29 protein-coding genes are annotated in these 23830 nt (G+C 46.3%); 22 read left to right on the top strand and 7 right to left on the bottom strand.

Annotation, left to right across the window (positions count from 1 at the left end; all coding sequences use genetic code 11):
* Positions 1–28: 28 nt before the first annotated feature.
* Entirely contained in the window at positions 29–1003 is a 975-nt protein-coding gene (locus AWU56_RS08915) for a DUF3080 family protein (protein ID WP_286682293.1), read from the bottom strand.
* A gap of 94 nt (positions 1004–1097) precedes the next feature.
* Here AWU56_RS08915 and AWU56_RS08910 point away from each other — a divergent pair, with 94 nt between their 5' ends.
* Entirely contained in the window at positions 1098–1709 is a 612-nt protein-coding gene (locus AWU56_RS08910; protein ID WP_286682292.1) for a riboflavin synthase subunit alpha, read from the top strand.
* Here AWU56_RS08910 and AWU56_RS08905 read toward each other — a convergent pair.
* Together AWU56_RS08905 and AWU56_RS08900 are read right to left on the bottom strand one after the other, a co-directional pair.
* Positions 1703–1912 carry a CPXCG motif-containing cysteine-rich protein gene (locus AWU56_RS08905; protein WP_286682318.1) on the bottom strand — a complete coding sequence of 70 codons (210 nt, stop codon included), beginning with the start codon at positions 1910–1912 and terminating at the stop codon, positions 1703–1705. The genes AWU56_RS08910 and AWU56_RS08905 overlap by 7 nt on opposite strands.
* 35 nt (positions 1913–1947) lie before the next feature.
* Complete coding sequence (locus AWU56_RS08900) at positions 1948–2832, bottom strand: DMT family transporter (RefSeq protein ID WP_286682291.1); 885 nt, start codon at positions 2830–2832, stop codon at positions 1948–1950.
* A gap of 151 nt (positions 2833–2983) precedes the next feature.
* Here AWU56_RS08900 and thrS point away from each other — a divergent pair, with 151 nt between their 5' ends.
* The 7 genes from thrS (at position 2984) to AWU56_RS08865 (ending at position 9911) form a co-directional block, all read left to right on the top strand.
* Positions 2984–4900, top strand: coding sequence for a threonine--tRNA ligase (gene thrS, locus AWU56_RS08895; protein ID WP_071462661.1), 1917 nt, complete (start codon positions 2984–2986; stop codon positions 4898–4900).
* Positions 4901–4920: 20 nt separating this feature from the next.
* On the top strand, positions 4921–5463 hold the full coding sequence (infC, locus tag AWU56_RS08890; RefSeq protein ID WP_083405017.1) for a translation initiation factor IF-3: 543 nt from the start codon (positions 4921–4923) through the stop codon (positions 5461–5463).
* 77 nt (positions 5464–5540) lie between these two features.
* On the top strand, positions 5541–5738 hold the full coding sequence (gene rpmI / locus AWU56_RS08885; protein ID WP_006955398.1) for a 50S ribosomal protein L35: 198 nt from the start codon (positions 5541–5543) through the stop codon (positions 5736–5738).
* A 14-nt stretch (positions 5739–5752) separates the two neighbouring features.
* Entirely contained in the window at positions 5753–6106 is a 354-nt protein-coding gene (gene rplT / locus AWU56_RS08880; RefSeq protein WP_006955397.1) for a 50S ribosomal protein L20, read from the top strand.
* Positions 6107–6232: 126 nt separating this feature from the next.
* Positions 6233–7213 (top strand): phenylalanine--tRNA ligase subunit alpha, encoded by a 981-nt coding sequence (gene pheS, locus AWU56_RS08875; RefSeq protein ID WP_006955396.1) that lies wholly within the window; start codon positions 6233–6235, stop codon positions 7211–7213.
* A 13-nt stretch (positions 7214–7226) separates the two neighbouring features.
* Positions 7227–9611: a phenylalanine--tRNA ligase subunit beta gene (pheT, locus tag AWU56_RS08870; protein WP_286682290.1), complete on the top strand. Its 2385-nt coding sequence runs from the start codon at positions 7227–7229 to the stop codon at positions 9609–9611.
* 3 nt (positions 9612–9614) lie between these two features.
* A complete protein-coding gene (locus AWU56_RS08865; RefSeq protein ID WP_272978396.1) occupies positions 9615–9911 on the top strand; it encodes an integration host factor subunit alpha in 297 nt (98 codons plus the stop codon).
* Positions 9912–9944: 33 nt separating this feature from the next.
* On the opposite strand, the gene AWU56_RS08860 is transcribed toward AWU56_RS08865, so the two are convergent.
* The 3 genes from AWU56_RS08860 to AWU56_RS08850 form a co-directional block, all read right to left on the bottom strand.
* Positions 9945–10625, bottom strand: a complete 681-nt coding sequence (locus AWU56_RS08860) for a ChrR family anti-sigma-E factor (protein WP_272978395.1) — start codon at positions 10623–10625, stop codon at positions 9945–9947.
* Positions 10618–11238 (bottom strand): sigma-70 family RNA polymerase sigma factor, encoded by a 621-nt coding sequence (locus tag AWU56_RS08855; protein ID WP_040487855.1) that lies wholly within the window; start codon positions 11236–11238, stop codon positions 10618–10620. Before AWU56_RS08855 ends, AWU56_RS08860 begins: the two co-directional genes overlap by 8 nt.
* An 81-nt stretch (positions 11239–11319) precedes the next feature.
* Positions 11320–11898 carry an LON peptidase substrate-binding domain-containing protein gene (locus AWU56_RS08850; RefSeq protein WP_272978394.1) on the bottom strand — a complete coding sequence of 193 codons (579 nt, stop codon included), beginning with the start codon at positions 11896–11898 and terminating at the stop codon, positions 11320–11322.
* Positions 11899–12079: 181 nt separating this feature from the next.
* On the opposite strand from AWU56_RS08850, the gene AWU56_RS08845 reads away from it, so the two are divergent.
* From AWU56_RS08845 to AWU56_RS08795, 11 genes are all read left to right on the top strand, one after another.
* Entirely contained in the window at positions 12080–13015 is a 936-nt protein-coding gene (locus AWU56_RS08845; protein WP_286682289.1) for a YbgA family protein, read from the top strand.
* Between the two features lie 2 nt (positions 13016–13017).
* Positions 13018–14424: a cryptochrome/photolyase family protein gene (locus AWU56_RS08840; protein ID WP_286682288.1), complete on the top strand. Its 1407-nt coding sequence runs from the start codon at positions 13018–13020 to the stop codon at positions 14422–14424.
* Positions 14417–14851: a nuclear transport factor 2 family protein gene (locus tag AWU56_RS08835; protein ID WP_006955388.1), complete on the top strand. Its 435-nt coding sequence runs from the start codon at positions 14417–14419 to the stop codon at positions 14849–14851. The genes AWU56_RS08840 and AWU56_RS08835 overlap by 8 nt, the downstream gene beginning before the upstream one ends.
* Positions 14848–15573: an SDR family NAD(P)-dependent oxidoreductase gene (locus AWU56_RS08830; RefSeq protein WP_272978392.1), complete on the top strand. Its 726-nt coding sequence runs from the start codon at positions 14848–14850 to the stop codon at positions 15571–15573. The genes AWU56_RS08835 and AWU56_RS08830 overlap by 4 nt, the downstream gene beginning before the upstream one ends.
* A complete protein-coding gene (locus AWU56_RS08825) occupies positions 15573–16847 on the top strand; it encodes an NAD(P)/FAD-dependent oxidoreductase (protein WP_286682287.1) in 1275 nt (424 codons plus the stop codon). The genes AWU56_RS08830 and AWU56_RS08825 overlap by 1 nt, the downstream gene beginning before the upstream one ends.
* Positions 16840–17577 carry a DUF1365 domain-containing protein gene (locus tag AWU56_RS08820; protein WP_006955385.1) on the top strand — a complete coding sequence of 246 codons (738 nt, stop codon included), beginning with the start codon at positions 16840–16842 and terminating at the stop codon, positions 17575–17577. The genes AWU56_RS08825 and AWU56_RS08820 overlap by 8 nt, the downstream gene beginning before the upstream one ends.
* Before the next feature lie 12 nt (positions 17578–17589).
* A complete protein-coding gene (locus AWU56_RS08815) occupies positions 17590–18822 on the top strand; it encodes an SAM-dependent methyltransferase (RefSeq protein ID WP_286682286.1) in 1233 nt (410 codons plus the stop codon).
* Positions 18823–18841: 19 nt separating this feature from the next.
* Complete coding sequence (locus AWU56_RS08810; protein ID WP_006955383.1) at positions 18842–19351, top strand: DUF2878 domain-containing protein; 510 nt, start codon at positions 18842–18844, stop codon at positions 19349–19351.
* On the top strand, positions 19348–19890 hold the full coding sequence (locus AWU56_RS08805) for a chalcone isomerase family protein (RefSeq protein ID WP_286682285.1): 543 nt from the start codon (positions 19348–19350) through the stop codon (positions 19888–19890). Before AWU56_RS08810 ends, AWU56_RS08805 begins: the two co-directional genes overlap by 4 nt.
* Positions 19868–20419 carry a DUF3833 domain-containing protein gene (locus AWU56_RS08800; RefSeq protein ID WP_286682284.1) on the top strand — a complete coding sequence of 184 codons (552 nt, stop codon included), beginning with the start codon at positions 19868–19870 and terminating at the stop codon, positions 20417–20419. The genes AWU56_RS08805 and AWU56_RS08800 overlap by 23 nt, the downstream gene beginning before the upstream one ends.
* Before the next feature lie 84 nt (positions 20420–20503).
* Entirely contained in the window at positions 20504–20755 is a 252-nt protein-coding gene (locus tag AWU56_RS08795) for a DUF3912 family protein (RefSeq protein ID WP_006955378.1), read from the top strand.
* A gap of 38 nt (positions 20756–20793) precedes the next feature.
* Here AWU56_RS08795 and AWU56_RS08790 read toward each other — a convergent pair whose 3' ends face one another.
* On the bottom strand, positions 20794–21135 hold the full coding sequence (locus AWU56_RS08790; protein WP_286682283.1) for a hypothetical protein: 342 nt from the start codon (positions 21133–21135) through the stop codon (positions 20794–20796).
* Between the two features lie 141 nt (positions 21136–21276).
* On the opposite strand from AWU56_RS08790, the gene AWU56_RS08785 reads away from it, so the two are divergent.
* Genes AWU56_RS08785 through AWU56_RS08775 form a run of 3 tightly spaced genes read left to right on the top strand, consistent with a single transcriptional unit; the run spans position 21277 to position 23712 of the window.
* Positions 21277–22038, top strand: coding sequence for a Nif3-like dinuclear metal center hexameric protein (locus AWU56_RS08785; RefSeq protein ID WP_286682282.1), 762 nt, complete (start codon positions 21277–21279; stop codon positions 22036–22038).
* Positions 22035–22811, top strand: a complete 777-nt coding sequence (locus AWU56_RS08780) for a methyltransferase domain-containing protein (protein ID WP_286682281.1) — start codon at positions 22035–22037, stop codon at positions 22809–22811. Before AWU56_RS08785 ends, AWU56_RS08780 begins: the two co-directional genes overlap by 4 nt.
* Positions 22812–22824: 13 nt before the next feature.
* Positions 22825–23712 carry an NAD(P)-dependent oxidoreductase gene (locus AWU56_RS08775; RefSeq protein WP_286682280.1) on the top strand — a complete coding sequence of 296 codons (888 nt, stop codon included), beginning with the start codon at positions 22825–22827 and terminating at the stop codon, positions 23710–23712.
* The last annotated feature ends 118 nt before the right edge of the window (positions 23713–23830 follow it).

The following is a 23830-nucleotide window of genomic DNA, read 5'->3' as shown; positions in this document are numbered from 1 at the left end:
CTTGTTAAATCACCAAAGTGTACGAAATTTAGCGTCCAGCCTTAAATCCACATGCTTCAAAAAACTGTTGCCAGGGTTGGACGAAAGACTTAGTTGCTTGCGTTAACCGCGCGTCGTAAAGGGCCCATTGATTTAAATAGTGTTTAAGCTCAGGTTGCGGCGCTCTCATTGCAAGCGTGTTTAATGCCTCGCTAAAACGTTGGTACTGGCGTTGTATATCTGCTAAGTCGCCTTGCGTTTGTTTGATAAAAACTGAAATAAAGGCGCTATGTAAACGGTGAGCGCGCTCGGGTATACCTTTCGATAAGCAACCGGCAGGCTGAGCAAGGTTATCGAGTTGCAAGGAAAATTGCGTGAGTAAAACAGAGTACTCAGCGATGCTTCGCATCAGTTGAGGCAAGTAGTTTTCTTGCGCCAAGACTTTTAAGGGCTCATTAAGGTCAACGGCTGTATTTGGCTCCTCAAGCCATGAAGTGACCGCATTCAACGCATTTATACTGTGACTAAATTCAGTGTCGGAAATGGTAACTAATGGCGTTGCAGCCATCGTTAGCGCGTGCCTGAGTCCTTTGTCCGTTGCAAGCGCGCGTGCCAGACGAGCAGACGTTGTGTCGCTCAGTTGCTGCGCAGCGGTAATGAGCTCAGCTGCAAAAGCTTCTGACTGCGGTGACTTAGCACATTGTCTGAGCGCTTTAATGAGGCTTTGATCATCTTGAAAACGAGAGAATCCATCATCAAGGCGACCTAATGCACTGTTACGCTCAGCAATCAGTTGACCCGCGCGACAATGATTCAGTTGTAGCGCTGTTAAAAAGCGCATGGTGGGTGTTGATGCCGTCGGTTTGAGGATGCGAATGTCAGGTAACTGTGGCGGTCGGGGCTCGAATGTGAGCGGCGTTAATTCAATATCTAAGGTAAAGGCTACGCGCTCGTGTAGATCGTGCAAACTGGATACAGTCGAGGGCTGCGAACAACCTACCAACGAAACTAATAAAATTGCCACTGTCCATGCGTTGACACAACGCTTTGGCTGGAGTCGCGTAAATAAAAGCTTTAAACTGGTCAGTATTGTGTTGTCAACTAAGGACATAAGCTAAATGTTCACAGGTATTGTTCAAACCAAAGCCAACGTGGAATCGCTGACTGATAAAAGCGATTTTCGTCATTTGACCGTCTCAGTTGAGCCGCACCATCTTGATGGCGTTCAACTGGGGGCCAGTATAGCGATAAACGGTGTTTGCTTAACAGTGGTTCACTTTGATGAGACACAGGTTTCATTTGATGTGATCGATGAAACGCTGCGGCTGACTAACCTAGGCGAACTAAAAGTAGGCTCGGAGGTTAACTTCGAACGCTCGTTGCGGGTTGGCGATGAAATGGGCGGTCACTACGTATCAGGGCACATTCATTGCACCGCTTCGATCCTTGATATTGAAGTCAGTGAACATAATTGGTCAGCTTGGTTGTCGTTACCGCAAGCTCAAGTACCTTATTTGTTCGCGAAGGGCTTTATTGCAGTGAATGGTGCGAGTTTGACGGTTGGGCAGGTACAGGGTAATAAGTTTAGTTTGCACCTTATTCCTGAAACATTGCGTTTAACGAACTTGGCTGCACTGAAGCCAGGCGATAATGTGAACATTGAGATGGACCAACAAACTATCACGACTGTCACAACGGTGGAACGCGTCCTCGCTGCACGCGGTCAATAGAATTGTTCATCGTTGCCGTCGACCCTTAAACGAGTTTGGGCATTAATGGGGTCCACGGTGAGCTGGATATGAATCAGATCACCGCAGGCTGAACATTCTTCTTGATAATCCTGATTGCCGTTACTGGTATCTACGCCGAGTTGCGTGGTATGCCCGCAGTGGGGGCAACGAACGATGGTATGGGTCAGGTCTTCCTCGTGCATAACGGTCACCGTTTGGTTTTTTCGTATAGCCTTAATTATAGAAAGAGAATCGCAATACCACCTAATGATACCAGTGCGCCGAACAGCGAACGCACGGTAATCTTTTGTTTTTTCAATAAAGAAATTGGAATTAAAAAAAGTGGTGCAGTGGACAGAAGTGTTTGTGTTAAACCCGGATTGATATGTGCAATAGATAGCTGCTGTAACCAAATCGCTAAAAAGGTCCCAAAAAAGATAGCACCCAGCAGTGGCAGTGGGTTAATGGCACGGCACTGGCGAAAAATGGCTTGAAAAGCGTGGCGTTGTGATATTCCAACAATCAGCGCTAATAGAATAGAACCGGCGGCAAGGCGAATAAATGCCGCACTGAGCGGATCAATGACATCATTTTGTAATACCGAAAAAGCCATTACCAGCCCAGTTGCTTGACAGAGCGCAGCACCACAGCCAAACAGGAGTCCGCTGATGGATAGCGACGGCTGCTGATTAGGCGCACGTTCGGTGACGACCAACAAAACACCCAACAAAGTCACGAACGCACCGATAATTTCGATACCTGAAAGACCGTCGTTTAAAAATAACCAAGCCATAAACGCAGCTAGCGGTGGCGCTAAGTATTCGAGTAGCATGGCGTGCCAGGGGCCCAAACGGCGCAATGCGGCAAAATGGCAGCTGTCGCCTACGGTAATACCAATTACTCCGCTGAGGGCGAGTAACCAGAGCCCTGCACTAAATACCAACGGTGCGCCAAGCAGGGCACTCATACCGAATAGCAACGGACTGGCAATTGCGCCTTTGATGAGATTCATTTGTAACGCCGAAAAGTGTGCACCGGCGCGATGATAAAGTATCGAAGCCACTGCCCAAAAAGCGGCTGCTGTTAACGCTGCTAGCTGCCCCCAAACACTCGCTAGATCCATGTGTTACCCTTGCTCTCACAAAAAGCCTGCATTATAGTGTGGGTTTACGTTCGATGGTACCGAACGTAAACAATTTCGTATGGTTCGACAAAGAATCGATGTTAGCGCATGTGGCACTTGGTAGGTGTCACCACTGTAGAAAGGAAGTTTCATGCCTGTAATCACTCTCCCTGACGGTAGTCAACGCGAATTTGATCAACCTGTATCCATTATGGATGTGGCTCAAGATATTGGTGCTGGCTTAGCTAAAGCCACCGTGGCAGGTCGTATTGACGGGGAACTCGTCGATGCCTGTGAAATGATTGAGCACGATGCGCGTATTGAGATCGTGACACCGAAAGATGATGACGGTGTACATATTATTCGTCATTCCTGTGCTCACTTATTAGGCCATGCGTTTAAGCAATTATGGCCGGACGCAAAAATGGCGATAGGTCCAGTCATCGATAATGGCTTCTATTACGATGTTGACGTTGATCACACTTTAACGCAGGACGATCTCGATAAACTTGAACAACGCATGAAAGAACTCGCGAAAACCGAGTATCAGGTCATCAAGAAGAAAGTCAGCTGGCAAGAAGCGCGTGAAACGTTTGTCGAGCGCCATGAACCATACAAAGTCGAAATTCTCGACGAAGATATTCCAACGGACGCTAAGCCGGGTCTTTACCACCACGAAGAATACATTGATATGTGCCGTGGACCACACGTGCCAACGATGAAATTCTGCCAACATTTTAAAGTGATGAAAATGGCGGGCGCATACTGGCGTGGTAACTCAGATAACAAGATGTTGCAACGTGTGTACGGTACTGCGTGGGCGGATAAAAAACAGTTAAAAGCGTATCTGCAACGTTTAGAAGAGGCCGAAAAACGCGACCACCGTAAAATTGGTAAGGCGCAAGACTTGTTCCACTGGCAAGAAGAAGCGCCAGGCATGGTATTTTGGCATCATAATGGCTGGACCATTTTCCGCGAACTCGAAGACTTTGTGCGTGAGAAGCTACGCGAATACCAATACCAAGAAGTTAAAGGTCCGATGATGATGGACCGTGTATTGTGGGAAAAGTCCGGTCATTGGGAGAAATTTTCAGACCTGATGTTTACGACATCATCGGAAAACCGCGAGTACGCGGTAAAACCAATGAACTGCCCAGGTCACGTACAGATCTTTAACCAAGGCCTTAAGTCTTATCGTGATCTGCCATTACGTATGGCAGAGTTTGGTTCGTGTCACCGGAATGAACCTTCAGGTGCGTTGCACGGGCTGATGCGTGTACGTGGCTTCACACAAGACGATGCGCACGTTTTTTGTACTGAAGATCAGGTGCAAGAAGAAGTCGCTGCGTGTATCAAAATGGTCTACGAAACATACGAAACGTTTGGTTTCGATAAGATCGATGTGAAGCTTTCAACACGCCCAGAAAAACGTCTCGGCGATGATGCAACCTGGGATCGCAGTGAAAAAGCTTTAGCCGATGCCTTGAAAGCACATGATATCGACTTCACCTATTTACCCGGTGAAGGCGCATTTTATGGTCCTAAAATTGAATTTACTTTATTTGATTGCTTAGGTCGTGCGTGGCAGTGTGGTACAATACAGTTAGATTTCGCCTTACCAGGTCGTTTAAATGCGACCTACGTAGGTGAAGATAACGATCGCCATACGCCTGTAATGATTCACCGAGCCATTCTTGGTTCACTTGAACGTTTTATGGGCATTCTTATTGAAGAGTATGCGGGGAATTTCCCGTTGTGGCTTGCACCGACGCAAGTTGTGTTGATGAATATTACCGATAATCAACGCGATTACGTCAATAAAGTAGTGAAATCCCTGAATGAAAAGGGAATTCGTGCATCAGCCGACTTGAGAAATGAGAAGATAGGCTTTAAAATCCGAGAACACACTTTAAAACGTGTTCCCTATTTGCTAGTTGTTGGCGACAAAGAAGTCGAGGCTGGCGAGGTTGCGGTTCGTACTCGTAGCGGTGAAGATTTAGGTAAGTTCCCGCTCGAGCAGTTTGTTGAGCAGTTACAAGCAGAAGTGCGTACACGCAAAATCAATTAATTAGTTTGGAGGAATAAACCATTAAAGGCGGAAAAAGAACTCAGAAAAGCGCTGACAAAAATCGTATCAATGACGAAATTCGTGTTAATGAAGTTCGCTTAATTGGCACGGAAGGTGAACAGATCGGTATTGTAAGTATCAATGAAGCTCTTGAAGCAGCAGAGGATGCTGGTGTTGATTTGGTCGAAATGAGTCCAAATGCTGAGCCACCTGTCTGCCGCCTTATGGATTACGGTAAGTTTCTCTACGAAAAGAGTAAAGACCAGAAAGAGCAGAAGAAAAAGCAGAAACAGATTCAGGTTAAGGAAGTCAAATTCCGACCTGGCACAGATGAGGGCGACTACCAGGTAAAACTGCGCAACCTGCGTCGCTTCCTCGAGGGAGGTGACAAAACTAAAGTCACTATCCGTTTCCGTGGCCGGGAAATGGCACACCAAGAGTTGGGTATTGAGCTGCTAACTCGTATTAAAGACGATTTAGACGAAATCTCAACTGTTGAGTCGTTCCCTAGAAGGGCCGAAGGTCGCCAGATGATAATGGTTCTGGCACCGGCTAAGAAGTGATTGTGGTACACAAGTAGTTCAGCTTCGGTTGAACTCACCCTGTCACACTTTTAATCAACAATGCGGAGTTTTATTTCATGCCAAAAATGAAATCAAACAAGGGCGCGTCAAAGCGCTTTAAAAAGACTGCTTCAGGCGGTTACAAGTGCAAGCAATCTCACTTGCGTCACATTCTGACTAAGAAGACACCTAAGCGTAAGCGTCAGCTTCGCGCGAAGAGCATGGTCCACGAGGCCGACGTCAAATTAGTCGATCGTATGTTACCATACGCGTAAGGAGGGATTAGCAAATGGCACGAGTTAAACGTGGTGTGATCGCGCGTGCGCGTCACAAGAAAGTCCTAAAGCAGGCGAAAGGTTATTATGGTGCTCGTAGTCGCGTATATCGCGTTGCGGTGCAGGCAGTTACTAAAGCAGGTCAATACGCATACCGTGACCGTCGCAACAAGAAACGTCAATTCCGTCAATTGTGGATTGTTCGTATCAATGCGGCAGCGCGTCAAAACGGTTTGTCATACAGCCGCTTTATCAACGGTCTGAAGAAAGCATCGGTAGAAATCGATCGCAAAATCCTTGCCGACATCGCTGTACATGACCAAAGCGGTTTTGCAGCCTTGGTTGAAAAGGCGAAAGGTGCACTGTAATCGGCAATAAAGGCTTTGCCAAAAACCGATAAACAGATTTAAAAGGGAGCCAATTTGGCTCCCTTTTTTATGGCTTTTTCGTTAGAATAGAGCTTTCGTAATTTGCATGATAGGTTGAGGGAACGAATGCAGTTAGAACAAATCGTTGAACAGGCGCAGCAAGCTATTGCTGAAGCTGATTCGCCGCAAGCACTGGACGAAGTGCGCGTTGAATACATGGGCAAGAAAGGTCGGTTAACTGAGCTGTTAAAAGGCTTAGGTCAACTTGAACCATCTGAGCGTCGGGACGCGGGACAAAAAATTAACCAAGCTAAACAACAAGTCCAAGCTGATATTAACGCCCGTAAAGAGGTTTTAAAGGCGGCTGAGCTCGAAGCAAAGCTTGATGCTGAGCGTATTGATGTGACCTTACCTGGACGCGCTAGCCAAGTGGGTGGCGTACATCCCGTTACACAAACCATTCGCCGTATTGAATCATTCTTTGGTGACTTAGGTTTCAGTGTGAAGCAGGGCCCAGAAGTGGAAGACGGCTTTCACAACTTTGACGCACTCAATATTCCGGCGAATCACCCCGCACGTGCAGACCACGATACGTTCTACTTTACTCCCTCAACGATGCTAAGAACGCAAACTTCGGGTGTGCAAATCCGCACTATGGAGGCTGAGCAGCCACCATTACGCATCATTTCACCAGGTCGCGTTTATCGTAACGATTATGACCAAACGCACACACCGATGTTCCATCAGGTAGAAGGCTTGATGGTTGATAAAGACGTGAGCTTTACGCAGTTAAAAGGCATTTTAGAAGACTTCTTAAATAACTTTTTTGAGGAGTCGTTAACGGTTCGTTTCCGTCCTTCTTATTTCCCGTTTACTGAACCTTCTGCTGAAGTGGATGTAATGGGTAAAGATGGTAAATGGTTAGAAGTATTGGGTTGCGGAATGGTTCACCCCAATGTGCTTCGTGCAGTCGGTATTGATCCTGAGCAATACACGGGCTTCGCTTTTGGCATGGGTGTTGAGCGATTAACCATGCTGCGTTACGGCGTGACCGATCTGCGTGCGTTCTTCGAGAACGACCTGCGATTCCTAAAACAGTTTAATTAAGAGGGCGGCGAACATGAAATTTAGTGAAAATTGGCTAAGAAGTTGGGTCAATCCAGACATTTCTAGTGAAGCGCTGAGTGAGCAACTCAGTATGGCTGGCCTTGAGGTTGATGGCTTAGAACCGGTTGCAGCAGACTTTCATACTGTTGTCGTGGGTAAAGTCGTTGAATGTGGTCCTCATCCAGACGCTGATAAGTTGCAGGTCACTAAAGTCGATGTGGGTGAGGATGAATTACTTGATATCGTTTGCGGTGCCCCAAACTGCCGTAAGAATTTAATGGTTGTGGTCGCTAAGGTTGGCGCGGTATTACCGGGTGACTTCAAAATTAAGAAGGCAAAGCTGCGCGGACATCCATCGCATGGTATGTTGTGCTCGTTTAAAGAGCTGGGTCTAATTGATGACCACGACGGTATCATTGAGCTACCTTCAGACGCACCCATCGGCAAAGATTACCGCGAGTATTTGGGTCTGGATGACTTAACTATTGATATCGATTTAACACCCAACCGCGGTGACTGCCTGAGTATTCGTGGCATAGCACGTGAGGTCGGTGTACTGAATAACATTGATGTGTCCGAGCCGACAGTAGACGCGGTTGCAGTAACCCTCGAAGAGACTAAGGCGATTCATTTAGATGCACCGGTTGGGTGTCCTCGTTACTTGGGGCGCGTAGTAAAAAATGTCGATGTTAAGCAACAAACACCGTTGTGGATGAGTGAGAAACTACGTCGCAGTGGTATACGTAGCATTGATCCTGTGGTTGATATCACCAACTATGTATTGTTGGAGCTCGGCCATCCGATGCACGCATTCGACCTCGAGCGCGTTCAAGGCGATGTGCATGTGCGCTATGCCAATAAAGGTGAGACCTTAACTTTATTGGATGAGCAAGAAGTGAAGCTCGATGACGATGTGCTAGTTATTGCTGATGACACGCAGGCATTGGCTATGGCGGGCGTTTACGGTGGTCTCGACAGTGGTGTAACACGAGAAAGCAAAGATATATTCCTCGAAAGCGCGTTTTTTGCACCTGATGCGATTTTAGGTAAAGCACGCCGTTTTGGTTTACACACGGATGCGTCTCATCGTTATGAGCGCGGTGTTGACCCCGAATTGCAACGTCAAGCCATGGAGCGCGCAACACAGTTATTGATTGAAATTTGTGGTGGCGAGGCGGGTCCTATCGTCGAAGCGAAGTCAGACGAGCATCTACCTAAGCCAGCTGAGGTGACACTACGTGCAGCACGGCTCGCGAGTGTATTAGGAATTGATATTGAAACTGCTCGCGTGACTGTAATTCTCGAGCGTCTAGGCTTTGACGTCAAAGTGGAGACAGGCGAGTGGTTGGTCAAAGTGCCGACTTATCGATTTGATATTGCTATTGAAGAAGACCTTATCGAAGAAGTCGCACGCGTATTTGGGTATAACAATATTCAGGCAGCTGCGCCTGCTGCACAATTACGTATGCGCCCACAACAGGAATCACTGATCAGCACACATCGCTTAGTGGATGCGATGATCGAGCGGGGCTATCAAGAAGCAATTACGTATAGCTTCGTCGATCCGAAACATCAAGCGGCGTTATTTGATGAAAGTGCATCGTTAACATTACCCCATCCTATTTCGGTGGACATGTCATCAATGCGGTTAAGCTTGTGGCCAGGTCTATTGAATGCGCTAGCGCATAACCAAAAGCGTCAGCAATCAGTGTTAGCTTTTGTCGAAACAGGCTTACGTTTTATCCCTGATGAAGCGGCTGAAAATGGTGTGGTGCAGCAACCGATGTTTGCTGGCGTGCGTTCAGGTAAGGCCTATGGCGAACATTGGTCGGCGGAAGACCGTGGCGTCGACTTCTATGATGTAAAAGGTGATGTCGAAGCCTTGTTGAAAAAAACGGGCGTCAATGATGTTCGTTTTGTAGCGAGCGAACACAGCGCTCTGCATCCAGGGCAATCGGCAGCGATATACCGTGGTGAGCGGTGCATTGGCTATATGGGCGCCTTACATCCTAAGTTTGAGAAGACATTCGGTCTTAATCAACGCGCGTTTGTGTTCGAATTGCAACTTGATGCGATTAACCAACGTAGTATTCCATCGGCTCAACCCGTGTCGCGGTTTCCGAGTATCCGCCGAGACTTAGCGGTTGTTTTAGATGAGCGTATCGCGGCGGGTGAAGTGTTAACTACGTTGAAGAACATTGGCGTTAATCAGTTGATTGACCTAAACTTATTTGACGTGTACCAAGGCGATAACTTGCCAGAAGGTAAGCGTAGCTTAGCTCTTTCTGTTACACTTCAAGATAACGAAAAGACACTTGAAGAAACCGAAATAAACGGCATTATGGAAAAGCTAGTATCGACGTTACAGTCGGAGTTTGATGCAACCTTGAGGGATTAGGATATGGCGCTGACTAAAGCAGAACTCGCTGAGGTACTTTTTGACAAGTACGGTGTAAGTAAGCAAGACGCTAAGGATTTAGTAGAGGCGTTTTTTGAAGAAATACGTTCTGTTTTAGAGTCGGGGGAAATGGTCAAGTTATCAGGCTTTGGTAACTTTGAACTTCGAACAAAGAATCAGCGCCCAGGCCGGAATCCAAAAACGGGTGAGGATATTCCTATTTCAGCTCGCCGAGTGGTGAGCTTTAAACCCGGTCAAAAGTTCAAAAGCCGCGTAGAAAACACAAAGCCCGAGCATTAGCTCGGGCTTTGTTATTACGTTATGCTTAAAACGTTAGCGAAAAAATAAACTACTAAATGGATTGAGCAGGCGACTAATACCCGACGTAAAGAATAACGGCGCATCGAGTGTCGCGAGCGTTAAGCAGTCTTCCGTCGCAGTGCGAGGGGTATGCTTACGATCCGCATCCAACAAGATGAAATCACCGTCATAATAAGCATCGTGCTCATCATTGAATACGCCATCAATCACCAGTGTGGCTTCTTGCCCTTTGTGAGTATGTTCCGGTACTTGCGCACCAGGTTCCATGTAAATTAAGTTGGTCTGCCCATCATCGGACAAAGCAACTGGTGCTCTCCATAGCTTACCCACTAAGTGAGTCCATTCTCCGATACGATGAGCGTTGTGCGCCAAAGTCGTCGGTAAATTAAAGCGACGACCCTCAAGGCTAATTAAGTCTTCGCGTTGAGCCGCTGGTTTAGCCTGAGAGTTAAAAATCGCTTCTAACATTTGGTCGCATTGAGTTTTCGACATGGCACCTTTAGAGGGGGCACAAATCGTCTCAACAAGGCTATCCAAATGCTTGTTACATAAACCTTCCTCTATTTCACAAACTGTTCGCTTGCAAATAGGGCACATATCAATATGTGTACCAACAACTAATGTCATTGACGCACTAAGGTCGCCTGAAGCGTACTGATACAAAATTGCTTCAGAGGGATGTGACTTAATCATGCTCAACTATTAACTCTTTCAATTTCTTTAATGCAAGGCGCGTACGAGACTTAACCGTGCCCAATGGAATTCCAAGAGAGTCGGAAACTTCTTGTTGCGACTTACCCTCGACATATATTTTTTCTACCACGATACGTTGCGCATCTGGCAACTGACCGTAGTAGTGAGAAATCTCTTGCAACAGAATGTCTTGATCCAACGCGTAATCGTCATCTAGGTTATCATTCTGTTCAGCCAAAATCGGCCAAAGTTCATCTGCACTTATATCATCTTTGCGTTTTTTATTCTTTCTCAATAAGTCGAATCGAATATTACGCGCGATTGTGAAGATCCACGTTGAGGGAGAACCTTTATCGGCCTTAAATAGATGAGCCTTGTGCCATACGTTAGTCATTGTTTCTTGCACAAGATCCATCGCAGTTTGTTCGTTACCAAACTGACGCGTTCCATAAGCTTGCAACTTAGGCGCAAAGTGTGAGAACAATTCACTGAACGCTTGACGGCTACGCGTTTCAGCAATTTGAGCCAAAAGTTGCGCAGCTTTTTCTGCAGTGTCCTGCTGGGATGTGGTCATAACTCCCCGTTGTGAAGTATGAGATGTCACCGTTTGCATAACTAGACCTGCTATTGTTGTTAGTTGGTATATCTAACTACGAGAACAAGTTTAAGTTTGGATCAGTCGATCTCAAAAAAGTTACGTAACCAAGTTTAGCAGATAATCAGCAACTTGCTCACTTGATTGCGATTTAATTAACTCTTGTTTGGTGTGAACGTCGAGTGGTAAAATTTCGAGCCAACGTTGACACACCCAGTCGAGTTGTTCAAACGGTTTTTCATCATACAAATCCCCGAGTTCTGGATAAACACCATAAATTTCTTCAAGACGTTCTCTAAGCACGGCAACCTCATCCGTAATCGGTGTCGGCTGCCAAAAAGGCAGCGCTTCGACGTCACCGACTCGAAGACCATCCTCCTCGAATTCGTGATGTTTTATATGAACTCGACGTTCACCTTGTACAGTAATACCCAGAAAGCCATCGTTGAGCATTTCAAAGTCAACAATAGTGACTGCGGTGCCAAAGGGCAGAATATAGTCAGCATCATATTTGTCGATACCCGGGTCAAACATGCACACCACAAACTCGCTTTGGCTTGCCATGCAATGTTTAACCAGTCGTGTGTAGCGTTGTTCGAAGATGCGCAATTTAAGCTTCCCATTCGGCATGACATGCGCCGTCAAGGGAAATAAGGGTAAACGCTGCACTTTTTCCATACGATACAACTATCCTGAATTTGGTTTGATTTAACATGCTTTACGCATGCTTATTCAGCTTGGATCTAAATTTGTATAACTTAAGCAAACCTTTTTTGCTGTAAGTCCGTTATGGTAGATGGCAACACCGATGCAACAATATATATAATGTATTATAAGCTTGTAAATAAACGGAGTTTTGATGCGTCTAAAAGTTGGAATAAGTGCCTGTTTGTTGGGTGACGAAGTGCGTTTCGATGGTGGACATAAGCGTTCACCTTTTTGTGAAAATGAACTTGCCAAACACGTAGAATTTGTCAAGTTTTGCCCGGAAGTGGGCATTGGTTTACCAGTGCCTCGACCCACCATTAGGCTTGAGTTTCACGATCAGCAGATACGCGCTGTCATTCCTAAAACCGGTGAAGACGTAACCGATTCATTGAAAAGTTTTGCAGACCGAGTTCAACCAAAAGTTAAGGATCTATCGGGTTACGTGTTGTGCGCGAAGTCACCCAGTTGCGGTATGGAGCGGGTAAAACTCTACGATCCGAAAACCGGCAGCGCGCGCAAAGAGGCGATGGGCTTGTTTGCCGAGCGATTGCATGAATTGGAACCTGCACTACCGCTTGAGGAAGATGGTCGTCTGAATGACCCTCACTTACGAGAAAACTTTATCTTGCGTGTATTTTTATACGGTCGCTGGAAATCCTTGCCGCATCCGTTGAGTAAGTCGGCATTATTAAAATTTCACACACAGTCTAAATTGATTTTGATGGCTCACAACCAAGCCGAATATCGCGCCCTGGGGCGCGAGGTCGGTGAAGCAAAATCAATTGATGAGGGCTTCTGCCAACGTTACATCTTACAAGTTATGAACGCGCTTAGTAAGCCGGCTTCAAGGCGTAACCACACGAATGTATTGCAGCATATTCAAGGTTACTTCAAGCAGCATTTAGATAAAGAACAGAAGCACGAATTAAGTCAACTAATACTCGACTATCACGATGGTACGTTACCGCTTATGGCTCCCTTGACGCTTATTCGTCATTACTTACGCGAGTTTCCCAATGAATATCTAGCCGAACAGTGGTATGTCACACCATACCCTGAAGATTTAAAATTAAGATATGGACTATAACTATGGCGGCAGTTGTTTGGTTTAGAAGTGACTTGAGAACGGTAGACAATCCGGCGCTCGATGCAGCCTGTCTTAATCACAAACACGTTTATGCGTTATTTTTAGTACCCCAGCGTACTTGGCAGGCGCATGACTGGGCGCCCATTAAAGTCGATTTATGGTGGCGTCATTTAGCAGAGTTTAAGCAGGAGCTCGCTGACAAAGGAATTGGTTTTTCGATTTTTACAATCGATCGATTTAGCCAAAGTGGCGCAACGATTGCCGATTTCTGTGAGAAACATAAAGTCAATACGGTATACGCAAATAGAGAGTATCCACTGGATGAGATAGAGCGTGATAAGCAAGCCAGGGCATGCTTTGAGCAGCGTAATATCGAGTTTCAATTATTTGACGGTAACTTACTCGTGCCGCCAGAGGCTGTGGAAACAAAACAGGGCGGCTACTACAAAGTATTCACGCCATTTAACCGAGCTTGGCGTACTGAGGTTGCTAAAATCAGTGATTGGACCCCAGAGTCTTGGCGCGTTGAAAATACCGTAGCGAGCAGTACCGAGCTACCGCAGTGTCCGTTAGAGCGTAAAAATAGTCAAACCTACCCGGTCGGACGACAAGCCATTATGGGTAAACTGGGTCAATTTATTGAACATCAGGTTGACGACTACAAAGCGCGTCGCGATCAACCCTCCGTTGATGGTACCTCGATGATGTCTGCATATTTTGAAATGGGAGCGATTGCACCGAAAACTGTAGCGCGCGCACTCTCGTCATTGTCACCAGAGTTTCCGTATGGGCTCGAGCCCGGCGCAGACACTTGGCTAACAGAAGTTGCGTGGCGAGAGTTTTATCAGCACCTCATGTTTCATGAACCGCGATTAAGTCGAGGAGAGAACTATCAGACAGAAACCCAAGGGTTACCTTGGCGAGACGCTGAAGAAGATTTTCAAGCTTGGTGTGACGGGCGCACAGGCTTTCCTATCGTCGATGCCGGCATGCGACAGCTCAATGAGACCGGATGGATGCATAATCGTTTACGTATGATCGTGGCTAATTTTTTAGTCAAAGATCTACTGATCGACTGGCGCAAAGGAGAGCAGTACTTTATGCGTAACCTTGTGGACGGCAGCTTTCCAGCTAACAACGGCGGCTGGCAATGGAGTGCATCGGTTGGTACTGATGCGGTCCCTTATTTTCGGGTTTTTAATCCTGTCCGGCAGAGTGAGAAGTTTGATCCCGACGGAATCTACATTCGTACTTGGATAAAAGAACTGGCGGATGAACCGAGTAAACATATTCATTGGCCACATTCGTATTTGAAACAGCATAAAACGGGGTACGTGTCTCCGATAGTCGATCATAGCGAGGCGCGTGAGCGATTTTTATCGACGTTTAAGCAGGTGAAAAATGGATAACAAAGAGTTAGTGGAAAAGCTTAAGAGCTTTTACGAGGAATTTTCGACGGATCAACTCGATGATTTAGACTCGATATATCATGACGATGTTGCGTTTAATGATCCCATTCACCAAGTCGTGGGCCGAGATGACTTGCGCAACTATTTTGAGCACACCATGGAAAACGTAGAGTATTGTCATTTTACGTTTGAAGACGAAGTCATTGGTGATAAGCAGGCCTACTTGAGTTGGCAAATGCGATTTTCGCATCCAAAGCTCGCCAACGGTCGTGAAATCATTCTGCCAGGCGTTTCACATGTTCAGTTTGAAGACGAAAAAATAAGATTACAAGAAGACCACTATGATTTGGGTGCCATGTTATACGAGCATGTACCGTTGGTCGGGTTTGTTATTGATAAGATCAAACAGAGGCTGGTGTCATCATGAAAGTACTCATCACCGGTGCTACCAGTGGGATTGGTCAACAACTTGTTGCAGACTATGCCTGCGAGGGTCATAACGTGATCGCTTGCGGGCGCAACGCCGATGCGCTGAAAAAATTGGCAGACGAGTTCCCTGACTATGTCGAAACGTTGCAATTCGACACGGTTGATCGCGATAAAACAATTGAGCTTTTGGGATCAATCAATCAAATCGATGTTGCCATTTTGAGTGCGGGTGTCTGTGAATACTTGGATATTGAATCATTTGACGCAGAGCTCTTTGAACGGGTATTTACCGTTAATGTGCAAGGCACAATGAATTGCGTGCAAGGTTTGTTGCGGACGCTTCAGCCAGGTTCGAAATTAGTGTTGGTAGGTAGTCTTGCACGACTATTGCCATTTACGCGGGCTCAAGCCTATGGCGGATCAAAAGCAGCGATTCATTATATTAGTCGCTCACTCGAAGTGGATCTTGCCCCTAAAGGTATTCGGGTGCTCTCGATTTCACCTGGGTTTGTTAAAACCCCGATGACCGATGCTAACGATTTTGAAATGCCGATGCGAGTTTCTGTCGATTATGCCTCTCAGTGTATCCGCAAAGGTATCGACAAGAACAAACGAGATATCGGTTTTCCTACCATTTTTACATTGATGTTAAAAACCATGTCTATTCTGCCTCAAGCGTGGCAAGTAGCGCTCAGTAAACGTATGTCGAAGGGAAATTAATGCAAATAGCAGTTGTAGGAAGTGGTATTGCAGGCTTAACAACGGCATATTACTTAACTGACCACCATGAGGTGACGGTATTCGAAAAAAACGATTATATCGGCGGTCATACAAATACCATTGAGGTCAATGATGAGAAAGGCCCTGTTGGTGTCGATACGGGCTTTATCGTGTTTAATGACCGAACCTATCCGCGTTTCAAACGTCTAATGACTGAAGTGGGTGTGACGTGGCGGGACACTGAAATGAGCTTTAGTGTGCAAGATCCAGAGTCAGGTCTTGAGTATAACGGACATACTTTACTTACTTTGTTTGCCCAAAAACGTAACTTGTTTCGACCCAAGTTTTATAGATTACTTAAAGGTATTGTTACGTTTAACGAAGCGGCAAAAAAGGCTGCACAAGAGAATAGCGATAACGACCATATAACCTTGGGTGAGTTCATCGATTCGCTGGATTTAGATGAGCAAGTCGCGCATTATTATTTGCTACCGATGATCTCCGCGATTTGGTCATCGAGTATTAAAGATGCCTACCAGTTTCCATTAGGCTTTTTCTTGCGCTTTTTCTTAAACCATGGTCTGTTGGACATCAGCAATCGACCCCAGTGGCATACGATTGAAGGTGGTTCTAGCGCTTACATTCCCAAATTAACCGCTAAATTTAGTGACCGTATTCGTTTGTCTCAAGATATTAGTGAAGTCCGACGCACCGAGAATGGCGCATCGTTAACCTTCTTAGATGGTCATGTTGAGCACTTCGATCGTGTTGTGTTTGCTTGTCACAGCGACCAAGCATTGGCACTGCTAGCCGACGCTAATGATGCCGAAAAGCGCATTTTGGGTAGCATCCCCTATAAACTAAATGAGGTTGTATTGCACACCGACCGTGCTCTGTTGCCGCTTCGAAAGGCCGCCTGGGCAAGCTGGAATTATCGTTTAAGGGTCGGTGAGTCGGCGCAGCGCGAACCAAGTTCAGTGACCTACAGCATGAATATTTTGCAGGGTTTAAAGACGCAAGCGCACTACCTTGTTACGCTCAATAATAGTGAGGCTGTTGATCCGGACAAGGTGATTAAAAAACTGTTTTATGCACACCCTCAATACAGCACAACCTCAATGGCTGCCCGCAAAGATAGAGACCTGATCAATGGTCATCGCAACACCTATTTTTGTGGTGCTTACTGGTACAGCGGCTTCCATGAAGACGGTGTACACAGTGCCATAGACGTGGTTAATATGATTGCGCCGGAGCTTAATGTAGATAATGGATAGCGGTATCTATTGGGGGCAAGTTTTTCATGAACGTCGAACCCCAAAACATCATCAGTTTAACTATCGGTTTATGCAGTGGTGCGTGTGCCTAGACGAGCTTGACGAGGTACACCAGCAAAGCCGCTGGCTCAGTACCCGAGGCTTTGCGCCGCTGTGGTTCAGACGTAATGATTACCTACGGGGCTCAACAGGGGACCTAAAAACCGCTGTGCTTGAAAAAATGAACCAGCTCAATTCGCGAGCGCTTAGCGGTCGAATCTGGTTTGTCGGTAATCTGCGAACCTTTGGTATTTATTTCTCTCCTCTCAACCTATATTTTCTGCAGCAGGGTGAGCACTTTACCCACGTGCTCGCTGAGGTCAGCAATACACCTTGGCTGGAGAGGCACTATTACCTTGTTGACTTGGCCGAAACCGTGCCTGAGCACGAAAAGGCATTCCATGTTTCTCCTTTCAACCCGATGGATATGCGTTATCGATGGTATATCGAGCCACCAACTGATAAGTTGTCGGTAACCATAAAAGCTTGCCGCGAAAGGGCTGAGTTTATCGCAGGCATGAAGTTGTCTAGAAGTGAGTTAAACCGTAAATCAATAAAACACGTAATAAAAACTGTGCCGTTTATGGCGCTAAGAATAATCGGTGGAATTTATTGGCAAGCGTTAAAGTTGTTCATCAAGCGCATTCCCATATACGACCATCCTAAAACAAAAAAAAGTAAGACTAGATAAAGGGTACGATCGATGTCTCAAGGCGAAACTGTAATGCAAGCACCGCTGACTTACGGCTCGATAGATAAAGCAGCAAAACGTATGACGCAGGCGTTGCTTGCTCATTTAGGCGAAGGCCAGTTGATTGTTAAAGAACAAGGCAAACTGGTCGGTCATTATGGAGATAAGTCTTCAGACTTATGCGCTGAGATAAATGTATTAGACGCTAAATTTTATGTGCGCTTGTTGACCGGTGGCAGTATTGGCGCGGCTGAACTCTTTATTGATAAAGCGTGGGAAACACCAAATTTAACGGCAGTGATCCAGGTATTTGCTCGCAATATGGACGCGCTTGATAAATTGGAGCGAAAAGTCGCTTGGCTCACCTTTCCAATTAATAAATACCGTCATTGGGCCAACCGAAATCACAAGGCGCAAGCTAAGAAGAATATTTCGGCACACTATGATTTAGGTAATGAGCTGTACACCCGCTTTTTAGACACAAATATGCAGTACTCGAGTGCTCTGTTCTTACAAGGCAACGAGACACTTGAACAAGCGCAATTGAATAAAATGGATCGTCTGTGTCGGAAATTGGAGTTGAAGCCGAGGGATCACCTCTTAGAAATAGGCACTGGCTGGGGTGGCTTAGCAATTTTTGCTGCGCAGAATTATGGCTGTCAAGTGACGACTACAACGATTTCAGAAGAGCAGTATCAATATGTAGCGGAGCGTATCAAATCGCTCGGACTGGAAGACCGTATCACACTGTTGAAAGAAGACTATCGCGACCTCACCGGTCAGTACGATAAATTGGTATCGGTCGAAATGATCGAAGCGGTCGGTAAGCGTTATTTGCCTGGTTTTTTCCAAGTTTGTAATGATCGCCTAAAGCAGAATGGACTGATGTGTATTCAGGCGATTACGATTGCTGACCAACGTTACGCGAGTTATTCCCGCTCGGTCGACTTCATACAGAAACATATTTTCCCCGGTGGCTTTTTACCATCGCTCTCTCTAATGACCGATTTATTTAAGAAAGAAACATCGTTGGTGGTTCGCGATGTGCGAGATTTTGGTGAGAGTTATGCCAAGACATTAGCGGCTTGGCGTGATCGGTTTAATGGTCGTGCCGGTGAACTAGAGCAGTTTGGTTACGATGCTCGATTTTCGCGCTTGTGGAATTATTATTTTGGCTATTGCGAAGGCGGATTTTTAGAAAAGACCGTATCTGTAGTACAAGTCACTGCATCCAAAACGTCATAAGGCGCCTCCAAGGAGACCTATGTCAACTTCGCTACAACACAAGATCGTTAGCTTCGTACTGTTTAACTTATTGTGGTTAAGTGCAGTTGCAGGACGGAGTGATTACCTATGGCTGACTATTGTGCTGGCCATCGCCCAATTTGCCTATAGCTACTGGATTGCTGAAATACCCGTTAAGAAAATGGCACAACTGTTAGCTGTGGGCTTATTACTCGAGGCGATAGCCATTAGCCTCGGTGCGATTGACTTTGTGGGCTCGGTTTTTCCGTTGTGGTTGGCGTTGTTATGGGTCGGATTTGCTGCGATGGCACCGGTCGCATTGGATTGGCTCGTTAAGATGCCGTTCGTTGCAGCCTTATTAGGCGCAGTTTCTGGCCCGTTTACTTACTATGTTGGATTAGGGTTCGGTGCGGGGACGGCTGAATCGCTATTCTTTACGTTACTCGTCTACGCGGTTGTGTGGGGACTCTTTATGTTGTTTTTCTGTCGTGCTATGCGAGCCAGTCCAAATGAGAGGTTAGTTCTATGAAAACCAAGTCATTAGCTTTAGCAAGTGCCTTAGTATGTGCTGGGCTGAGCACGGCTGTCGGCGCACAATCTATCGATGAATGTAAGAAGCCATTGGCTGATGAATATAAAGAAGTTGGTCAAACACGTCTCCGTGTGCTGTTTTGGGACGTTTACGATGCCTTCCTTTATACGACAGATGGCGATTTTGACTGGTCGCAACGCAAGCAGCAACGCAAAGCCCTATTGTTGCGCTACTTACGTGATATTGAAGCAAAGGAGTTGGTGGAAACCACGTCAGAAGAGTGGGAGAAACTTGGCTTCAATAGTCAGGAACAGTCGCAGTGGTTAGATAAGCTTTCGGAAATGTGGCCTGATATCAAAGAAGATGACTGTATCTTATTGAAAGAGACCAAAGAGGGTTATGCGGCATTTTATCAAGGCGATAAAAGCTTGGGTGTGATTAACTCGAGTCAGTTTACTGAACAATTTTTAGCGATTTGGTTATCACCTGAGTCGCGTTTTGAGGAGGAAAGAGATGAGCTGGTTGGAAAACAGTAATAAGCGTGTATCTCAATGGCTATTGGCAGTGGTTGCCTTGTTATCGCTTTCGGCGTGTTCAACAGCGATAGAAGAGTATCAAGGTGAGCTACCGAAGTTACAGTTAGAGGAGTTTTTTAAGGGCGATTTGGTCGCTCATGGTGTCGTGCAAGATTACTCTGGTAAGGTCATTCAGCGTTTTACCGTGCAAATGCAAGGCTCTTGGGATGGTAAACAAGGCACACTTGACGAGCAATTCACCTACGCGGACGGTCGCACACAGGAACGTATTTGGAAGCTCACAAAAACGGGTCCCAACACCTACGAGGGGCGGGCATCGGATGTTGAAGGTGTCGCTGTTGGTACCACAGCGGGTAATGCACTTAACTGGGAATACGTGTTACAGGTTGAAGTCGATGGCGAAATGATGGCGCTCTCGTTGGATGATTGGATGTACTTGGTTGATGAAAACAATATGATTAACCGCACGCAAATGTATAAATACGGCTTGCCCGTGGGTGAAATTACGCTCTATATCGGAAAGCAGTAGCGCATTTACAAGAAATGGTTGTAGAAAATAGGGCGCTGGTCGATATAATAAGCATCTTTGAATATTAGGGTGTATGAGTCATTTATGGCAGGACCGACGTTTTCTTACAATAATCCGCGCATTAACGGTCAGACCATTTTTGTAAAAAGAGGTCCCCACTGCGGTAAGCTAGGTATTGTAAAGCAACAAAATAAAGATGGCTCTTATGTGGTATCTCAGGCTGATTTTGGTGATGAGCTTATTAGCTTTAAACGTGAAGAGTTTATCGTGTATCGCTACCGCAAAATCCGAGTCCCTATCGATCGTGTCGCAGGTAAAAATCCCGACGTGCTATAAATAAAAAAACCAACCGAAAGGTTGGTTTTTTAGTTCCATTAAGACCCTCTGGGGAAGCGACAGCGACCGGATTTTTGTTGCAATTTCTGTTGCCACAGCTCTTTTGCCGTTAATCCGCCTTTGCCACTTGATTTTACGGTAGCTTTTTGGGGCGCTGATTTGGACACCGCTGCTTTGGGTTTGCTCTCTTTTTTTGCGGGCGTGCCTGAGCCCTCAGCAAGTGACTCTGCTTCTTCCGCAAGCTGAGCTAAACGAACGTTTTTACCACCGTTTACACTGTACCAACCGCTTTTTGCCTCAATGGATGGCGCCTTACCGTGTGCTTTCTTGTAAGCTGCGGTGTAATCTGCAAGAACTTTCTCTTTATCCAGTTTGCTCATTAATCAAACCCTATTCGATTATAAAAATTTAACAGAAACGATTAAAAAGTAATCTACCTGATTGGTTATACCGTTTTTTCGGATTTATGTCTAATTTAAGGTAAAATAAGTCGCAAACACGCCGTAAAAGTAGGTGAATAAATGACAATTGAAGTAAGTCAGCTCACTGACTATTTAGATGAGTTGTTAAAAGCACGTCAAATAAAGGATTTTTGCCCCAATGGCTTGCAAGTGGCAGGCAAATCGCACGTAAAGCGTATCATGACAGGTGTTACTGCGAGTCAGGCATTGGTCGATGCAGCCGTTGCTGCCGACGTTGATGCCTTATTAGTGCATCATGGTTACTTCTGGAGAAACGAACATCAACCTATTGTGGGGATGAAAAAACGTCGTATTAAGGCGTTGTTGGAAGCCGATATCAATTTGATTGCCTATCATTTACCACTCGATGCCCACCCTTCATTGGGCAACAACGCGCAATTGGCCAAGCTAATGAGTTGGTCAATCGACGGTACGGCTAACCCGAGCGATCCTGGCAATGTGTTGATGCACGGTCATGTTGAACAACCCCACACAAGCGAACAGTTGGCGGATGCGTTGATCGAAAAGCTCAACCGCGATTTAACGTGCTATGTTCCGTGTCAGCAACCTATTCGGCGGCTGGCATGGTGCACAGGTGGTGGGCAAGGCTTTATTGACGAGGCGGCCGCACTCGGTGTTGATGCATTTATCACCGGCGAGGTATCAGAACAAACGGTGCACAGTGCTCGCGAGCAGGGGATTGCCTTTTTCGCCGCTGGGCATCATGCGACCGAACGCTACGGAGCCAAAGCACTCGGCGAACATTTGGAACAGCAATTTAACCTCGACGTGAGCTTTGTCGATATCGATAACCCTGCATGAATAAAAAACAAGCACGTGGCGATTTCACGGGTATCAGTCAAAAATTCGCCCGAAATATTTACGGTTCGACCAAGGGCCGACTGCGCATGGCTGTGTTGAAGCGTGACTTAGCGCCATTCATTGATGGGCCTAAGCGAACAATATTGGATGTTGGCGCAGGCTTAGGCCAAGTGAATGAATGGTTTCTTACGAAAGGGCATGCGGTGATTCACACTGATATTGCTGCCGATATGGTCGAAGAAGCACAACAAAATCATGAGCAATTGGGTTTAACACGAAGAGCTCAGTACATCGTGGCTCCACTCGAAGCGCTCACAGCGCAGTTACCTGACCAACAGTTCAGTTTGGTGTTATGCCACGCGGTACTCGAATGGGTTGAAGACGGTGAGCAGGCAATTCAGTGCTTATCTCAATTACTTAAGCCTGGCGGAACTTTGTCCTTAATGTTTTATAATCGCGATGCACAATTAATGGCAAATGCGGTCTATGGTAACTTTGATTATATCGCGCGCGGCTTAAAAGTTAAAAAAACGGTCCGTTTAAGTCCTCAACAGCCGCGCAGACCTCAGGATGTTGAAAAGTGGCTCACAGAGGCGGGCTTGCAGGTGGATACTAAAACTGGCGTGCGCTGTTTTCATGACTATCTGCGCGAAGTCGAGCACCAGCAACGCTATGACGAGTTGTTGGATCTTGAAATGGAATATAATCAACAATCACCGTTTCGAGAGTTAGGTCGTTATCAACATTGGTTGATCCGCAAGCCGGACAAGTAAAGGGAGAAAACGTATGGGACAACGCTGTAGTTTTATTGGTTTGGGGGTGATGGGCTACCCAATGGCTGGGCACCTTCAGCAACAAGGGTTTGATGTTTGTGTTTATAACCGCACATCGAGCAAAGCCGAGCAGTGGGTCAATGAGTATCAAGGCTGTCGTGCCGATACACCCGCTCAAGCGGTGGCTGATGCAGACTTTGTGATGGTATGCGTGGGTAATGATGACGATGTGCGTAGCGTTTTTTATGGTGAGGACGGCTTACTCGCGCAGTTGAAGTCAGGCGCAATCGTTATTGACCATACGACGGCATCGGCCGATCTTGCGCGTGAGCTCGATACGGCAGTTACACAACATCAAGGTGAATTCTTAGATGCTCCGGTTTCTGGCGGCCAAGCAGGCGCAGAGAAGGGCATTCTCACAACCATGGTCGGTGGTGAACAAGCAACCTTTGATAAAGCGCAGCCTGTATTGAACTGCTATGCGAAGAAAATCGTTCGTATGGGTGAAGCCGGCAAGGGTCAACTTGCTAAAATGGTTAATCAGGTGTGCATTGCCAACGTCATTCAAGGCGTCGCCGAAGGTCTGCATTTGGCACGAAAAGTTGGTCTTGACCCCGATGCATTGGTCGATGCAATTGGCGCTGGCGCTGCTGGCTCCTGGCAGTTAGTTAACCGGTACAGAACCATGTGGGACCAAGAATATGATCACGGCTTTGCCGTTGACTGGATGCGTAAAGACTTGGGTATTGCGATTGCAGAGGCTAACCGCCACGGAGCTGCGCTGCCGTCGACTGCGATGATTGATCAATACTATGCTGAAGTGCAAAGCCTCGGTGGCTCACGCTGGGACACTTCAAGCTTGATGGTACGATTAGATAAATTAGCTGGCGATTGGGAATAATAAAAAAGGAGGCTGATGCCTAATGCTTGTCAGTTAAGCTAACGACTAGCATTTTTTCTAGGCGACCGCATCGGATAACGTTGCGGTCGCCTTTTTATTGCTCGTGGATAGTGCCGTT

This window comes from Idiomarina sp. T82-3, assembly GCF_001577655.1.
Taxonomy (GTDB): Bacteria; Pseudomonadota; Gammaproteobacteria; order Enterobacterales; family Alteromonadaceae; genus Idiomarina; species Idiomarina baltica.
The sequence above is the reverse complement of the archived record's forward strand: the minus strand, read 5'-3'. Positions and strand labels throughout refer to the sequence as shown.

Bases quoted from the DNA above. Each gene is read 5' to 3' on its own strand.
- AWU56_RS08910 (WP_286682292.1), top strand. From the start codon at position 1,098: ATGTTCACAGGTATTGTTCAAACCAAAGCCAACGTGGAATCGCTGACT.
- AWU56_RS08905 (WP_286682318.1), bottom strand. From the start codon at position 1,912: ATGCACGAGGAAGACCTGACCCATACCATCGTTCGTTGCCCCCACTGC.
- AWU56_RS08900 (WP_286682291.1), bottom strand. From the start codon at position 2,832: ATGGATCTAGCGAGTGTTTGGGGGCAGCTAGCAGCGTTAACAGCAGCC.
- thrS (WP_071462661.1), top strand. From the start codon at position 2,984: ATGCCTGTAATCACTCTCCCTGACGGTAGTCAACGCGAATTTGATCAA.
- rpmI (WP_006955398.1), top strand. From the start codon at position 5,541: ATGCCAAAAATGAAATCAAACAAGGGCGCGTCAAAGCGCTTTAAAAAG.
- rplT (WP_006955397.1), top strand. From the start codon at position 5,753: ATGGCACGAGTTAAACGTGGTGTGATCGCGCGTGCGCGTCACAAGAAA.
- pheS (WP_006955396.1), top strand. From the start codon at position 6,233: ATGCAGTTAGAACAAATCGTTGAACAGGCGCAGCAAGCTATTGCTGAA.
- pheT (WP_286682290.1), top strand. From the start codon at position 7,227: ATGAAATTTAGTGAAAATTGGCTAAGAAGTTGGGTCAATCCAGACATT.
- AWU56_RS08865 (WP_272978396.1), top strand. From the start codon at position 9,615: ATGGCGCTGACTAAAGCAGAACTCGCTGAGGTACTTTTTGACAAGTAC.
- AWU56_RS08860 (WP_272978395.1), bottom strand. From the start codon at position 10,625: ATGATTAAGTCACATCCCTCTGAAGCAATTTTGTATCAGTACGCTTCA.
- AWU56_RS08855 (WP_040487855.1), bottom strand. From the start codon at position 11,238: ATGCAAACGGTGACATCTCATACTTCACAACGGGGAGTTATGACCACA.
- AWU56_RS08850 (WP_272978394.1), bottom strand. From the start codon at position 11,898: ATGGAAAAAGTGCAGCGTTTACCCTTATTTCCCTTGACGGCGCATGTC.
- AWU56_RS08845 (WP_286682289.1), top strand. From the start codon at position 12,080: ATGCGTCTAAAAGTTGGAATAAGTGCCTGTTTGTTGGGTGACGAAGTG.
- AWU56_RS08840 (WP_286682288.1), top strand. From the start codon at position 13,018: ATGGCGGCAGTTGTTTGGTTTAGAAGTGACTTGAGAACGGTAGACAAT.
- AWU56_RS08835 (WP_006955388.1), top strand. From the start codon at position 14,417: ATGGATAACAAAGAGTTAGTGGAAAAGCTTAAGAGCTTTTACGAGGAA.
- AWU56_RS08830 (WP_272978392.1), top strand. From the start codon at position 14,848: ATGAAAGTACTCATCACCGGTGCTACCAGTGGGATTGGTCAACAACTT.
- AWU56_RS08825 (WP_286682287.1), top strand. From the start codon at position 15,573: ATGCAAATAGCAGTTGTAGGAAGTGGTATTGCAGGCTTAACAACGGCA.
- AWU56_RS08820 (WP_006955385.1), top strand. From the start codon at position 16,840: ATGGATAGCGGTATCTATTGGGGGCAAGTTTTTCATGAACGTCGAACC.
- AWU56_RS08815 (WP_286682286.1), top strand. From the start codon at position 17,590: ATGTCTCAAGGCGAAACTGTAATGCAAGCACCGCTGACTTACGGCTCG.
- AWU56_RS08810 (WP_006955383.1), top strand. From the start codon at position 18,842: ATGTCAACTTCGCTACAACACAAGATCGTTAGCTTCGTACTGTTTAAC.
- AWU56_RS08805 (WP_286682285.1), top strand. From the start codon at position 19,348: ATGAAAACCAAGTCATTAGCTTTAGCAAGTGCCTTAGTATGTGCTGGG.
- AWU56_RS08800 (WP_286682284.1), top strand. From the start codon at position 19,868: ATGAGCTGGTTGGAAAACAGTAATAAGCGTGTATCTCAATGGCTATTG.
- AWU56_RS08795 (WP_006955378.1), top strand. From the start codon at position 20,504: ATGGCAGGACCGACGTTTTCTTACAATAATCCGCGCATTAACGGTCAG.
- AWU56_RS08790 (WP_286682283.1), bottom strand. From the start codon at position 21,135: ATGAGCAAACTGGATAAAGAGAAAGTTCTTGCAGATTACACCGCAGCT.
- AWU56_RS08785 (WP_286682282.1), top strand. From the start codon at position 21,277: ATGACAATTGAAGTAAGTCAGCTCACTGACTATTTAGATGAGTTGTTA.
- AWU56_RS08780 (WP_286682281.1), top strand. From the start codon at position 22,035: ATGAATAAAAAACAAGCACGTGGCGATTTCACGGGTATCAGTCAAAAA.
- AWU56_RS08775 (WP_286682280.1), top strand. From the start codon at position 22,825: ATGGGACAACGCTGTAGTTTTATTGGTTTGGGGGTGATGGGCTACCCA.